This window comes from Bradyrhizobium cedriense (assembly GCF_054602315.1).
The window spans coordinates 239,685-253,602 of the sequence record NZ_JBTSWB010000003.1; the positions used below are offsets into that span (position 1 = coordinate 239,685).

The 13,918-nt window shown below is 64.8% G+C and carries 10 protein-coding genes; 5 read left to right on the forward strand and 5 right to left on the reverse strand.

The window, feature by feature from the left end; all coding sequences use genetic code 11:
* Positions 1–1,140 (reverse strand): cysteine desulfurase family protein, encoded by a 1,140-nt coding sequence (locus tag ACYCVF_RS12765; protein ID WP_459595858.1) that lies wholly within the window; start codon positions 1,138–1,140, stop codon positions 1–3.
* Between the two features lie 346 nt (positions 1,141–1,486).
* Between ACYCVF_RS12765 and ACYCVF_RS12770 the strand changes: the two genes are divergently transcribed.
* The gene (locus tag ACYCVF_RS12770; RefSeq protein WP_024337874.1) at positions 1,487–2,134 is read left to right on the forward strand and encodes an alpha/beta hydrolase; all 648 of its coding nucleotides are present in this window, start codon (positions 1,487–1,489) and stop codon (positions 2,132–2,134) included.
* Here the strand turns inward: ACYCVF_RS12770 and ACYCVF_RS12775 are convergent.
* From ACYCVF_RS12775 to ACYCVF_RS12785, 3 genes are all read right to left on the reverse strand, one after another.
* Entirely contained in the window at positions 2,131–2,454 is a 324-nt protein-coding gene (locus ACYCVF_RS12775) for a DMT family transporter (RefSeq protein WP_459595859.1), read from the reverse strand. The two genes, ACYCVF_RS12770 and ACYCVF_RS12775, sit on opposite strands and share 4 nt — an antisense overlap.
* An 8-nt stretch (positions 2,455–2,462) precedes the next feature.
* Positions 2,463–3,140: a glutathione S-transferase family protein gene (locus ACYCVF_RS12780; protein ID WP_459595860.1), complete on the reverse strand. Its 678-nt coding sequence runs from the start codon at positions 3,138–3,140 to the stop codon at positions 2,463–2,465.
* Between the two features lie 92 nt (positions 3,141–3,232).
* Positions 3,233–4,336: an anhydro-N-acetylmuramic acid kinase gene (locus tag ACYCVF_RS12785; protein WP_459595861.1), complete on the reverse strand. Its 1,104-nt coding sequence runs from the start codon at positions 4,334–4,336 to the stop codon at positions 3,233–3,235.
* A 165-nt stretch (positions 4,337–4,501) separates the two neighbouring features.
* On the opposite strand from ACYCVF_RS12785, the gene tyrS reads away from it, so the two are divergent.
* From tyrS to ACYCVF_RS12805, 4 genes are all read left to right on the forward strand, one after another.
* Positions 4,502–5,755, forward strand: coding sequence for a tyrosine--tRNA ligase (gene tyrS, locus ACYCVF_RS12790; protein WP_459595862.1), 1,254 nt, complete (start codon positions 4,502–4,504; stop codon positions 5,753–5,755).
* 56 nt (positions 5,756–5,811) lie between these two features.
* Positions 5,812–7,071, forward strand: a complete 1,260-nt coding sequence (locus tag ACYCVF_RS12795) for an MFS transporter (protein WP_459596460.1) — start codon at positions 5,812–5,814, stop codon at positions 7,069–7,071.
* Between the two features lie 219 nt (positions 7,072–7,290).
* Positions 7,291–7,701: a DoxX family protein gene (locus tag ACYCVF_RS12800; protein ID WP_459596461.1), complete on the forward strand. Its 411-nt coding sequence runs from the start codon at positions 7,291–7,293 to the stop codon at positions 7,699–7,701.
* A 390-nt stretch (positions 7,702–8,091) separates the two neighbouring features.
* Entirely contained in the window at positions 8,092–9,786 is a 1,695-nt protein-coding gene (locus tag ACYCVF_RS12805; protein ID WP_459595863.1) for a methyl-accepting chemotaxis protein, read from the forward strand.
* Between the two features lie 140 nt (positions 9,787–9,926).
* On the opposite strand, the gene ACYCVF_RS12810 is transcribed toward ACYCVF_RS12805, so the two are convergent.
* On the reverse strand, positions 9,927–13,736 hold the full coding sequence (locus ACYCVF_RS12810) for a hypothetical protein (protein ID WP_459595864.1): 3,810 nt from the start codon (positions 13,734–13,736) through the stop codon (positions 9,927–9,929).
* Between the last annotated feature and the right edge of the window lie 182 nt (positions 13,737–13,918).

The window sequence follows — 13,918 nt, forward strand, 5'->3', positions numbered from 1 at the left end:
TTAGCCCTTAAGTAGGGTATTACCAAGCTTTCGCCAAGCCTCTAACGCCCTCTTGATGTCCTCTGGCTCCGTGGACCAGCCAAGACTGAGGCGCACTGCTCCCTGGGCGACCGCAGGGTCGCAGCCCATGGCAGACAGGACGTGGGACGGCTGGACCTTTCCCGAGGAACAGGCGGAGCCTGAGGAAACCGCGATGCCCTCCAGGTCGAAGCCGATCACCGCGGTTTCGGCCTTCAGACCCGCCGCGGTGAACAGTACGGTATTTGGCAACCGCTCCACATCGTCGGCAAAGATCGTCGCTGCAGCAATGCCGCGAAGGCCATTTTCCAAACGATCTCTGAGAGTTGTCATTCGGTTCACATCTTCCGGCAGAGTCTGAAGCGCGGCCTTCACCGCCGCCCCGAATCCGGCGATGCCCGGCACATTCTCGGTTCCTGCACGACGGTTGAGCTCCTGCCCGCCGCCCCGCAGCACCGGATCCATGCCGGCGATCCCTTCCGCCATCACCAGTGCGCCAACTCCCTTGGGGCCGCCGATCTTGTGCGCAGAAAACGTCGCAAGGTCGGCACCTACGGAATTGATGTCGAACGGGATTTTACCGAGTGCCTGGATCGCATCCGTGTGCAGGAGGCCGCCTGCCGCGTGGACGATGCTTGCGGCCTCAGCAATGGGCTGGAGCGCACCGGTCTCGTTGTTGGCGGCCATGATCGAGACCAGGGCCGGCGGGCCGTCCTTGAGCTGCATCTTCAGATGATCGAGATCGACCACCCCGGAGCGCGTGACTTCGATCAGGCCAATCTTGTCCGCCGGGAACCGGCCTCCGGCGAGCACCGAAGCATGCTCGACTGCCGACACCAGCAGCCGCTCGACTGGGCCGCCAAGGGGGCCCCGCAACCCCGGCGATAGCGCCAGTGCATTGGCCTCGGTTCCAGCGGAGGTGAAGACGACGTTCCGCGGCAGCGCTCCCACCGCGGCTGCCAACATGGCACGGGCCTCCTCCACCAGCCGTCGCGCCGCTCGCCCCTCGGCATGGACCGACGACGGATTGCCAGCCAAATCCCAGGCGGCCAGCATTGCGCTGCGCGCCTCGGCGCGCAGCGGCGTGGTCGCATTCCAATCGAGATAGACGCGGCTCGGCATATGGTAATATATTACTTTCTGAGGAACCGTGGCCTGCTGGCCTGCCCGCGGGACATGGCGCGCCGTCGCGCCCTTGGCAACCGCGATTCCGTCTCCGCGGCGCCCGATGACATGGCCATGACACGCTAACACCTTGAGCCAATTGGGTGATGTTCAAGATGCTTGCTTTTTGACCCTCAGCCTATGTTAGAACGCGCACCGTCAAGTCACCGCGCGCTCTCAGCGCATCACCGCAAGGCGCGCCTTCTCACCCTTCATTCGCGCTTCCATCGGCATCTGCCGACGAGGCTACAATCGGTTGATTGCTAGGGATCATCTCTCCAGGAAATCAATCAAGAGATCACCGATGCCCGAAGTCATTTTCACCGGCCCTGCTGGCCGTCTCGAAGGCCGCTATCACCCGGCCAAGCAGAAGAACGCGCCGATCGCGATGATCCTGCATCCGCATCCGCAGTTCCACGGCACGATGAACCATCAGATCGTGTACCAGTGCTACTACGCCTTCGCGCATCGCGGCTTCTCGGTGCTGCGCTTCAACTTCCGCGGCGTCGGCCGCAGCCAGGGCTCGTTCGACCATGGCACCGGCGAATTGTCGGATGCGGCGGCAGCCCTCGACTGGGCGCAGACCATCAACCCGGAAGCGCGCGCCTGCTGGGTCGCCGGCTTCTCCTTCGGCGCCTGGATCGGCATGCAGCTCCTGATGCGCCGGCCCGAGGTCGAGGGCTTCATCTCGATCGCGCCGCCCGCGAACCTCTACGACTTCTCGTTCCTCGCGCCCTGCCCGTCGTCGGGCCTGATCGTGCATGGCGAGAAGGACGCGGTGGTGCCTCCGAAGGACGTCAACACGCTGGTCGAGAAGCTGAAGACGCAGAAGGGCATCGTGATTGATCAACAGATCATCCCCGGCGCCAACCATTTCTTCGACGCCAAGCTCGAGCCGCTGATGGAAACCATCACGGCCTATCTCGACATGCGTCTGGCGAACGTGCGCTAAGCGAGTTTCAGCGCGACGATCCCCAACAGCACGAGCGCGATGCCCGCAAGCTTCATCGCGCTCAAGGTCTCTCCGAACAGCACCACGCCCATCAGGAGGGTCCCGGCGGCGCCAATGCCGGTCCACACCGAATAGGCGACGCCGACCTCGAGCACTTTCAAGGCGCGTCCGAGCAGGAAGACGAACGCGGCGAGCAGCACCAGCGAAGCGATGCTCCAGCCCGGCCGCGTGTAGCCTTCCGCATATTTCATCGCGATCGCCCAGCCGACGTCGAGCAGGCCTGCGAGCACGAGCATGGCCCAAGCCGATGACGGCGACATCGGCGCGCTCAGGCGGCAAGCTTGAGCAGATGCGCGTCGTGTCGCACGAGGAAGGCACGCAGCAATTGGGGGTAATCCGCGCCGACCGCCGAGCGGACGCTCGGACGTTTCGCGAGCTCGGCGCGCCACGACCGCACCTTCGGCAAGTCTTCGAAGACGCCGAGCTCCGCAATCTCATCGAACACATCGAAATAGCGGAAGACGGGTGCGAACACCGCATCGACCAGGCTGAACGCCTCCCCCGCGAAATACGGCCCCGCGCCCAGCGCCGCTTCGACGCGCGCGAACTTCGCGGCGAGCGCCTGGCGCTTGCTCTCGAACGTTGCCGGGTCGGTCGTCGTCTCCAGGCCCCAGAGATCGCCGAGAATGGCCGATCCGAACTCCATCCAGGCGCGGTGCTCGGCACGCTTGAGCGCATCCGCCGGATGCAGCTTTGCGCCGCCTTGGGTTTCATCGATGTATTCGCAGATCACATTGCTCTCGAACAGCGTGACCTCGCCCTTCTCCGTCGACACCACCAGCACCGGCACCTTGCCGAGTGGCGATAGTCTCAGAAACCAGTCGGGTTTGCCGGCGAGATCGATATCGATCCGCTCGAACGGCGCGCCCTTCTCCTTGAGCGCGATCACCGCGCGCTGCACGTAGGGGCAAAGCTTGTGGCTGATCAGTTTGAGCGTAGCGGTCATGGCGAGGATTCCGGCAATTAGATGCAACTGCATAAATATAGATGCACTTGCATTAACCCGTCAAGATGGATGCATCTGCATACATCCCGTCCTCAGGGCCGCGCGATCACTCCGCCCGTCATCGGCATCGGCACGCCGGTCGTTGCGGGATAGGACAGTGGCAGGCCCTTCAGGCCGCGCGCAGCGAGGAAGCCGAAGGCCTGCGCCTCGATGGCGTCGGAGGCCCAGCCGAGCGTCTCGGCGGCCTCGACGGTTGCCGAGCCCACGCGGTCCCGCAGCATCCGCAGCAGGGTCAGGTTGCGGGCGCCGCCGCCGCAGACGATCCAGCTGCGCGGCCGTCGCGGCAGCAGCGGAATGATGCGCGCGATCGCGGCGGCGGTGAAGGCGGTCAGCGTCGCGGCGCCGTCGGCCGGCGCGACGTCGCCGAGCCTCAGCGCGGCAAAATCGTTGCGGTCGAGCGATTTCGGCGGCGGCAGCGCAAAGAACGGCAGCTCCAGCGCCCGGGCGATCCAGGCTTCATCCACTTTGCCGAGCGCCGCGAATTTGCCTTCCGCATCGAACGCCTTACTCATGGTGCGATACATGAAATCGTCGAGCAGTGCGTTGCCGGGGCCGGTATCGCAGGCAATCAACGCGTCGTTTCCGTCGATATAGGTGATGTTGGAGACGCCGCCGATATTGACCACGACGATCGGCGGCTCGCGCTGCAGCGAATGGACGAGCGCGCGGTGGTAGACCGGCACCAGAGGCGCACCCTGCCCGCCGGCCTCGACGTCGGCGGCGCGGAAATCATGCATCACCGGGATATGGATCGCCCTGGCCAGCGCCGGCGCGTCGCCAATCTGCACCGTCAGCCGTTTCTCGGGCCGGTGCAGCACAGTCTGGCCGTGGAAGCCGACGATGTCGATATCCTCCGGCCTCATGCGGTTCTGGGCGAGGAACGCCGTGACCGCCTCGGCATGGGCCCGCGTCACCGCGCGCTCCGCCTCGGCCAGAATGCCCGGCCGGGCGTCGCGTTGCTGCAGATGCACGGCCTCGCTCAGCGCCTGGCGCAGCAGGTTGCGCTCGGCCGGGCTGTAGGCCCGGTAGCCGGACGGCCCGAACGCCTTCACCTGTTTTCCGTCGGTTTCGATCAGCGCCACATCCACCCCGTCCAGCGAGGTGCCGCTCATCAAACCGAGTGCCGTCAACATCATGGATCAGCGTCCTCAAGAGACCCTCCCTGGCCTGCCGATCTTGTGCCAGAGGGACACATCTTATAATGCCAACGCGCCAAGTGGCGGGCGGCAAGCGGGTTCCCACGCTAGACCCCTAAATTGCCCCCAAAACAGTAAACCAAGAATTGTTGGGCATGCCGACAGATGACTGCATTTAAATCGGACTTCCTCAATACCTTGCAGGAACGTGGTTTCATCCACCAGTGCTCCGATTTCGAGGGGCTGGACGCCCTCGCCGCCAAGGGCGAGGCCACCGCCTATGTCGGCTACGATTGCACCGCCCGCTCGCTCCACATCGGCAATTACCTGACCATGATGATGCTGCACTGGCTCCAGCAGTCCGGCAACAAGCCGATCACGCTGATGGGCGGCGGTACCACCATGGTGGGCGACCCCTCCGGCAAGGACGAGACGCGCGCGATGCGCACCGTCGCCGAGATCGAGGCCAACAAGGAATCGATCCGCGGCGTGTTCGCAAAGGTGCTGCGCTATGGCGAGGGCAAGAGCGACGCCATCATGCTCGACAATGCGGAGTGGCTAACAAGGCTGAACTGGATCGAGATGCTGCGCGACGTCGGCCGGCATTTCTCGGTGAACCGAATGCTGACCATGGACTCCGTGCGGCTGCGTCTCGAGCGCGAGCAGGAGATGAGCTTCATCGAGTTCAACTACATGGTCTGCCAGGCCTACGACTTCGTCGAGCTCGCCAAGCGCACCGGCTGCCGCCTCCAGATGGGCGGTTCGGACCAGTGGGGCAACATCATCATGGGCGTCGATCTCGGCCGCCGCATGGGCACGCACCAGTTGTTCGCGTTGACGACGCCGCTGCTGACCACTGCATCGGGCGCCAAGATGGGCAAGACGGCGCAAGGCGCGGTATGGCTCAATGCCGACCAGTTCTCGCCGTATGACTTCTGGCAGTACTGGCGCAACACTGAAGACGCCGACGTCGGCAAGTTCCTAAAGCTGTTCACGACGCTGCCGATGGCCGAGATCAAGAAGCTCGAAACGCTCGGCGGCTCGGAGATCAACGAGGCCAAGAAGGTGCTTGCGACCGAAGCAACCGCGCTGCTGCACGGCCGGGACGCTGCGAACGAAGCAGCGGAGACCGCGCGCCGCACCTTCGAGGAAGGCGCGCTCGCCGAAAGCCTGCCCACCGTGGAAATTCCGCGAGGCGAGATCGACGCCGGCCTCGGCGTGCTCAACGCCTTCGTCAAGGCAGGCTTGGTTGCCTCCAACGGCGAAGCGAGGCGCCAGATCAAGGGCGGCGGCCTGCGCGTCAACGACGCGCCCGTCACCGACGAGAAAATGGCACTGTCCCTCGGCGATCTGACGCCGGAAGGCGTGATCAAGCTGTCCTTCGGCAAGAAGAAGCACGTCCTCATCAAGCCTGCATAGGCGTATGAGCTTTTCACTGCTTGTCAGGTCGCGCCGAAGCGCGCTCCCTGACGGCAATGGACCAGAACACGCCCAGGGGAACTAGCAGGGAGCAGGTCGGAAGCACCCAGCGGAACGCAGTGCGCACCGCACTCCTCGTGCTTGGCCTGTGCTTTACGCTGGCTGTTCTTGGCCGCGGACTCAGCGAGAGCTTCACCGTCTTCCTCAAGCCGATTTCCGAAAACCTCGGCTGGGATCGCGCCCAGGCCGTCTCGATCTATTCCCTCACCTGGCTTGTCAGCGGGCTGACCGCACCACTGGTAGGCCGCCTGTTCGACCATTCCGGACCGCGCATCGTCTATGCGCTCGGGTTGCTCTTGCTCGGTTCGGCCTTTCTGATCGCGAGCCATGCGCAAGCACTCTGGCAATTCCAGCTTTCGATCGGCATCTGCGTCGGCATCGGCGTTGCCTTCATCGGCAATGTGCCCAACTCGATCCTGCTCGGGCGCTGGTTCGGCCCAAAGTTGCCGACCGCCATGGCGGTGGTCTATTCGGCGATGGGCGGCGGCGTGCTGGCACTGCTGCCGGCCTCGCAGCTTCTGATTGATCGTCTCGGCTGGCGCGAAACCTACCAGGTCTATGGCATCGCCGCGCTCGGGCTGCTGGTGCCGCTGCTGCTCCTGCCCTGGCGCATGTTCGCGGCCGGGTCACCGCACGTCGCCAAGAAGAGCGATCCGGATTTCGTCGACAACGGCTGGACGCTTCTGAGCGCGATGCGACACCACGCGTTCTGGGCGCTGTTCTCGACCTTCTTCTTCACCGCGGTCGGCATGTACGCGATCGCGGCACAGATCGTGACCTATCTGATCGACGCCGGCTTTCCGCCGCTCCAGGCCGCGACCGCCTGGGGTTTTTCGGGCGTCGTCCTGGTGTTCGGCATGCTCGGCGTCTCCGCGCTCGACGGCCTGATCGGACGCCGGCCGTCGGTCCTGCTCAGCTACGCGATCTCGATCCTCGGCATCGTTCTGCTCTGGCTGCTGCAGTACTATCCTAACGTCATCCTGCTCACCGGCTTCGTCGTCTGCTTCGGCAGCATGATGGGCTCCCGCGGCCCGCTGATTACGGCAACCGCGATGAAGATCTTTCGCGGCAAGCGCGTCGGGACGATCTTCGGCACCATCTCGATCGGCAGCGGATTGGGCTCGGCCTTCGGTTCATGGAGCGGCGGTCTGATTCACGACGCAACGCACGGCTACAATCTCCTGCTCGCCTTCGCACTTGCGAGCGTAGTCCTCGGAATGATTCCATTTCTGGTCGTCCCCGCCTTGCGCGAGTAAGTCTCCCCGCCGTAACCAGCATCCCTCGGCATCACCGGGATATTACGGACCAGCGCGACGAACGCCGGCGAAAAAAGCCGCCCTCGTCCGGCTGAAGGGCCAAGCCTGCCGTATTTTTTCAGACATGACGAAAATGTCAGCGTGGAATTGCTCCTGGGTGGCTTGCGAGACGAAACTGAATACGATCCAAGTCGCGCATTGGATGGAGGGCACAAACCAATGGACTTTCCCTATCTCACTCGCTTTCAACCGGTTCTCTTGAGCCTGTTTCGCTTCGTCACCGGCCTCTTGCTGTTCCAGTATGGCGTCGCCAAGCTGTTCAAGTTTCCGGCTGTTCCGATGTTCGCTAAAGTCGAACTGATGTCACTTTACGGCGCTGCCGGGACGCTTGAACTGGTGCTCGGCGGTTTGCTGATGATCGGCCTGTTCTCGCGACTGTCAGCCTTCATCCTGTCCGGTGAAATGGCGTTTGCCTACTTCATGGGCCACATGTTCAGGGGCGAAACGCCGGTGTTCCTGCCATTGCTGAACAATGGCACGCTCGCAATCCTGTTCTGCTTCGCCTGCCTATACCTGTCGGCAGCCGGCGGTGGCCCGATCAGCGTCGATGCAGCAATGGGCAAGAAATAGCCGCTGCAACCGCCGGCGCACGCGCGCCGCGTACACACACCCGTCTTACCCGCCAAGCACGACGGCACCGGCAGATTTCCGGTGCCGTTTCAGCGCGCCCCCAGCACGTTCCAGATGAGAACGAGGGCCGCGACGAGCAGCACGGACATAATGATGCGATGAACGAATCGTTTCATTGCCGTCCAGCCAGGCTCTTTAACTACCAACGTCCAAGATCGGCTCTCTCCCTCATACGGCAAAAGCCTGCCGGCAAGGCTGTTTGCCTGCACGATTGCGCATGAGCCTGCGAACCTTGTCCTGCGGGGCGGGCGGCGCATGCCTCCCGTTCAGGATTGGTAAGAACTTCATGCTACCCATGCGAGCAATAACAACCATTCCGTAGGGGCTGTGATGAAGCTGCTGAGTCACCTGAAGATCCGCACGAAGCTTGCAAGCATGGTCTGCCTTGCGGCTCTCACAGTCACGGCCATCATCGGCGTATCGGCCGTGCTCAGCAAGAGCCGCATGGTGGAGGATAGGGTCCAGCAGATGCGGACCGCCGTCGAGCTCCTCTATACCTACGCACAATCGCTTCAGGACGAAGTGACCGCCGGCAAGATCACGCAAGCCGAGGCCAAGAGCCTGTTCCACCAGCGCGGCCGCCGCATGAGCTTCAACGGCGGCCAGGGCTACCCGGTGGTCTACAATCAGGACACCTCCCTGGTCGTGAACGGCGCCAATCAGCAGCTCGAAGGCAAGATCACCGGCGCCAAGGATTCCAACGGCGTGCTCATCGCCGACGCCATCATCAAGGCCGGCAGCGAGACCGCGCAGGGCGGCGTGACATCCTATCTCTACCCCCGCCCCGGCCAGACCGAGCCGGTTCGCAAGACCGTCTTCGCGCGCAAATTCGCACCCTGGAACGTGACCATCAGCTATGGCCTCTACGTCGACGACATCGATGCCGACGTGCGCGCGCTGACGCTGGAGCTGGCCGCGATCGGCGCCGGCCTGATGCTGCTGATGGCGACCTTGTCCTGGCTGATCGCCCGCGACGTGCTCAGCGCGCTCGACCGCCAGAAGACCCGCATGCAGGTGATCTCCGAAGGCGCCATCGACCAGCCGGTCGAGGAGACCGACCGCGGCGACGAGATCGGCCGCATGGCCGAGACCCTTGAAATCCTGCGCCAGACTGCATTGACAGCGCGCGCGCTGGAGGCCGAACAGGCCGCCACCAAGACGCGCAGCGAGCAGGAGAAGCGCGACGCCCTGATTGCGCTTGCCGACCGCTTCGATGCCTCCGTCGGCCAGCTCGTCGGCCTGATGGCCTCCGGCTCCGGTGAGCTCGAGGCTACCGCCCAGTCGATGTCGTCGACCGCCGAAGGCACCAATCGCCGTGCCGCCGTGGTCGGCTCCGCCGCCACCGAAGCCAGCCAGCGCGTCCAGACGGTCGCGGCTGCCGCCGAAGAGCTCTCTTCCTCCATCACCGAGATCAGCCGTCAGGTCGCGCAATCCGCCGAAGTGACGGGACGCGCGGTGGACAGCGCCCGCCGCACCGACACCATCGTTCGCGCGCTCTCCGACGGAGCCCAGCAGATCGAGCACGTCGCCGAACTGATCTCCAGCATCGCGGCACAGACCAACCTGCTCGCCCTCAATGCCACCATCGAGGCCGCACGTGCCGGCGAAGCCGGCCGCGGCTTTGCCGTCGTCGCCTCCGAGGTGAAGTCGCTGGCGAGCCAGACCGCGGAAGCCACCCGCGAGATCGGCGACAAGATCGCCCAGATCCAGGGGGCCACCAGGGAGGCCGTGGACGCGATCGGCGGCATCACCGCCACCATCGAGGAGGTCAGCCGCATCGCAACCTCGATCGGCGCAGCCATCGAGGAGCAAGGCGCCGCCACCGCCGAGATTGCCCGCAGCGTCTCGCAGACCGCGGAGGCGACCAAGGAGGTCACAACCAATATCGGCGTCGTCAGCACCGCTGCGAACGAGACCGGCAACGCCGCCGGGATGGTGCTCGCCGCAGCCTCGAACCTGTCCAAGCAGGCCGAGCAGCTCTCCGGTGAAGTCGGCACGTTCCTCGCCGGCGTGCGCGCGGCCTAACCGCCGCCATCACCTGAATATCCACAAGAGGTCGCTATGCCCGGGCTTGTCCCGGGCATTCACGTACTTGGCGTCGTATGGTCAGACGTGGCTGCCTGGGACACGGCGGCCAGGACGCCGGGGACAACGGAGCCCGGCGTCTATCGCCGCGGGAGGCTGCAACCGCTCGACAGCTGGCGCGTCGATCCGGTCGAGCCGTCGCTGGACTGCGAAGGAAATTCGTCGAAGGGCGAGTTCTGCTTGCCGGTGTTGAATTCGAAGATCTTGCGGAATAGGCCCGGAGCCATCGCCGAGATTGGATTGACGCGCATCACCGGCGCAGCAGGAGTGCCGACGACCTCATAGGTCACGCCGATCAACCCCTCCTTGTCGCCGCCGCCGAGGAAGATGCCGAACAATGGGATCTGGCCGAAGATGTTGTTGACGCCATACATCGGCACAAACGTGCCGCTCATGCAGACCTGGTTGCCGGGATAGTCGATCGAGCCTTCGATGGTGGCACCGATCATCGGTCCTTTGACCACGCCGTCGCGAATCGTGAGCGCGCCGTTCTGCCGGGTGAATTCGGCACGCAGCGCGCTGAAGGAGACGCCGCTGCCCGTGCCGTTTGGCGCGCCCGCGGCGACGCGCTCGAGCTGCGCCTCGCCCTTCACCGTGAAGTCGCGGACGTTGATGAGGCCCTCGCGCGCGCTGTTCGGCTCCGACGTCGGCGGCTCCATCGCCACCACCATCTGGCCGCCGACCGCCTTGGTGTAGGTGTCGGTGAAGCGTAGCAGCGCGCCGGCATCGTTGGTCTGAAGGTAGATCACCTCGCGATTGCCCTGGGCGCGGCCGCCGCGCAAATCGGCGGCCACCGGAGTGTCGCGGCCGATCTTGCCGCTGAGCGTGAAGGCCTTGATGGCGCCGTTGCGCTTCGACATCTTTGCATCGACGCTGCGCATGGCCTCGCCGTTGAACCCCGCGACTGCACCGAGCTTCACGTCGATGTCGAAATCGACGTTCTTCATCTTGTTCTTGGCGTCGTCCTTGGCGTTGCCTGAGATCGCCGACTTCAGGAAGCCGCGGCCGTCGAACACGTCGCCGCGCATCGTGCCGCGCACCACACCGTCCTGGCTGCGCTCCACTTTGAGCGACGCCTTGTCGCCGTCGGACGGCGCGTAGGTCGGGAAATTCGCGCTCATGAGATCGCCGTTCGCATCGACCTCGAGCGAGCCCTTGATCGAGGCGCCGCCGCCCTCGATCACGATGTCCTCGAAACGGGTCGACTGCGCCGTCGGCACCACCTTGAAGCTGGCCTTGCCGGACTTGCCGGGCAGCTTGACCCAGCCGGGAAGGATGTTGTCGAGCTTGACGGAGGTCAGGTCGGCCTCGACGCCGAGCTTGGTCGTCTGCTCCGCACCGCCCGCGATCTTGCCCGACAACCTGATCGGCAACGATCCGCTGACTGCGGGGCTCAGATCGAATCCCAGTCGCGCGCGGCTGGCATCGTCCAGCGTCGCCTGCAATCTGACATCCGCATCGCCCTCGGCCGGCTTGCGATAGTCGAGCGAGGCCGCCTGGCCGTTGATCTTCACGTCGCCCTTGACCTGATAGCCCTGGTTGCTGGCGACGATCTTGAGGGTGTTGGCCTCCAGTTTCTGATTCATCACGAGCTTCTCGGCGGCAAAGCCGTTGAGGTCGGCGGTGACGGAATAGGTCGTGTCAGCCTTGGTCAGCTCGCCCTTGACCGGCATTCCGAGCTGGATGGTCGCCGAGAACGTCCCTTTGCTGGTGTTGGGATCGACGACGGTCGCCGACAGATCGCTCAGCCGATCGTTGGCGAGCATTTCCGCAGCCGCAGGCACGGGGCCATCGACACGGAACCTGCTTCGCGACGGCGACGGCTTGGGCGCCATGTCAGGCACCTCGAAGACGAAGTCGGAGATCGTGACCTTGCGACCCGAGGGCGTATCCGCAACGCCCTGCCCGATGTTCACGGTGGCGGTGCGCCCGGTCACGCGCGCCTTCAAATCGGCATCGCGTACCACCGGCATGCCATCCACGGGGCGGACCGCGACACCGCTCGCCACGATGTTGACCGACAGGCCGTCGTCCGGAATCGGCGGGCCCTTGCGCGGAAGATTCTTGGTCGGCGAGTTGACGCCGATTTCGATGCGCTGGAGCGTGCCGCGCTCGATCCGCTCGATGACCCATTCGCGCAGTTCGGGGACGATCAGCGTCGGCCACATCCGCTTCAGCGCGGAGGCCGACATCGGCGTTCCCGCAAAGCCGAGCGTGAGCCGCGGCTCGCCGGAATAGTCGATCGCGCCGGTGCCGGCGACGCCAATCTCCCCGTTGGACACATCGGCCTGGGTCAACAAGAGGCGCTTGTGGTCGGTGTCGAAGCGGAAGCCGATCGCAATGCGGTTGAACACGAGCGGCGGCTCGTTGTCGATGCCGCCGAGCAGGATCGAGCCGCCGCTGAAACCGAGCTGCCAGTCATTGGTGGTGCCGTTGGGCGGCTCCAGATGAGCCAGCAGCGTCAGGCGGTTCGCGCCGGAGAGAATCTTGAACGGTGCGACCAGCACGCGCCGGTTGGCGTCCCACTCGACATTGATCTCGGCCGAGTCGATCCCCATCGGATAGTCGGGCGTGTCGGTGTCGATGATGTTGCCGGCGCCGACCGCGATCTTGCCGCGGAAAAACGTCGGCACGCCATCGCGGCCGAGCTCGCCCTTGAGCTCGCCCGTGAGCGGCAGGTCGGCGGTATAGGTGAGGTCCTTCACCCGCAGAGCCAGGAGGATGTTGGAGGTCGAGACCTTGTCGGCCTTGATGTCGACCGAACGTACGCCGTTCTCGGCCGGGCCGATCGTGGCGCGCAGCATCCACGGGCGCGCGCCCTCCTCGCCGAGGCTGAGCGCGACGCCGCCGCGGCTCGGCCGGCGCAGGTTGAGCGTGATGTTCTCGAACGACCATTTGCTGCCGCGCTGCTGATCGTCGACGATCAGATTGCCGTTCTTGAGACCGATCTCGTTGAGGTTCTGGCCGTCGAGGCCGGTCATGCTCAGACTGTCGAGCCAGTCGAGGCCCTGGAGGATGCCGCTCTGCGCGGCTGCCTGCGGTGCGGCAGGCGGCACATCCGGGCTAGCAGGCGCGGTCGCGAACGGCGGCGGCGGGACACTGTTGCGCGGGAATGTCGGCGGCAGGCCCGCGTCCTTCTTGGACGCGACACCGGTCGCAAGCGGTTTCGCGGTGTCGCCGGCGGACACGGTGACGGTGCCGTCGGGCGCAATGCGAATTGCGAGCTCGGCATCGACGAGATTGAGGCTTTCGGCGCGCAGCCGCCCCATCAGGAGACCGGCACCCGACAGTTTCACCTCGGCCTTCGGTGCGCTGGCGACCACGGCGTGATCGCGGTCGCGAACGATGATGTCTCGGATGCGGACGGCGATGCGGACCCGGCCGGTGCGCTCGATCTGAGTGCCGCCAATCTCAACCGTGTTGCCGTGTCCGATATTGTCTTCGATCGCAGCCGCCAGCCATGGCGTCGCGATGTCCAGATTGATGGGACCGGCGCCGAGCCGCCACCACAGCGCACCGAAACAGCCCGCGAAAACGACGACCAGAGTGCTGACGACGACGACCAGACGCTTCAACCAGCGACCGCCACCCTGCCATCGGCGCAACGCGCCGAATCCGTCGCCGAAGCGGTGGAAGCGCGAACCGGAACGCGCCAGCAGCCGGCGTGCACGATGGCGCGCCGCCGCTTCCTGATCCGGATCCCAGTCGGCGTCGTCCCATTCCTGCGGCTCAGGTTGGCCGCCGCGCCGATCGAAGTCCCGATTGTAGTCCTGGGGCGACGTATTCCTTGCCATTGCCTCTCGATACAGGCGCCCATCATAGGATTGAGCGCCGCCCGGACCGCAGCCGCCCGCGGGAAGCGAAGCTCCCTGCGCCGGCACTGCCGCCATTCCTCGAATATTCCTGCTGTTCGTCATTTCGCCCCGGGAGCGCGTTCAACGAGCAGTGGGGTGGTCTGTGGAATTCCTTGTAACCATACTCCGGCGTCGTCAGACTTGCCCAGCCGAGGGCGCGAGTCCGGCACGCCGGACGAGAGCTGCAATACCGCTTCGGTTGACCCGCCGAAAGCGTC

Excerpts from the sequence above, each read along its gene's own strand:
- ACYCVF_RS12765 (WP_459595858.1), bottom strand. The coding sequence starts at position 1,140 with ATGCCGAGCCGCGTCTATCTCGATTGGAATGCGACCACGCCGCTGCGC.
- ACYCVF_RS12770 (WP_024337874.1), top strand. The coding sequence starts at position 1,487 with ATGCCCGAAGTCATTTTCACCGGCCCTGCTGGCCGTCTCGAAGGCCGC.
- ACYCVF_RS12775 (WP_459595859.1), bottom strand. The coding sequence starts at position 2,454 with ATGTCGCCGTCATCGGCTTGGGCCATGCTCGTGCTCGCAGGCCTGCTC.
- ACYCVF_RS12780 (WP_459595860.1), bottom strand. The coding sequence starts at position 3,140 with ATGACCGCTACGCTCAAACTGATCAGCCACAAGCTTTGCCCCTACGTG.
- ACYCVF_RS12785 (WP_459595861.1), bottom strand. The coding sequence starts at position 4,336 with ATGATGTTGACGGCACTCGGTTTGATGAGCGGCACCTCGCTGGACGGG.
- tyrS (WP_459595862.1), top strand. The coding sequence starts at position 4,502 with ATGACTGCATTTAAATCGGACTTCCTCAATACCTTGCAGGAACGTGGT.
- ACYCVF_RS12795 (WP_459596460.1), top strand. The coding sequence starts at position 5,812 with ATGGACCAGAACACGCCCAGGGGAACTAGCAGGGAGCAGGTCGGAAGC.
- ACYCVF_RS12800 (WP_459596461.1), top strand. The coding sequence starts at position 7,291 with ATGGACTTTCCCTATCTCACTCGCTTTCAACCGGTTCTCTTGAGCCTG.
- ACYCVF_RS12805 (WP_459595863.1), top strand. The coding sequence starts at position 8,092 with ATGAAGCTGCTGAGTCACCTGAAGATCCGCACGAAGCTTGCAAGCATG.
- ACYCVF_RS12810 (WP_459595864.1), bottom strand. The coding sequence starts at position 13,736 with ATGGCGGCAGTGCCGGCGCAGGGAGCTTCGCTTCCCGCGGGCGGCTGC.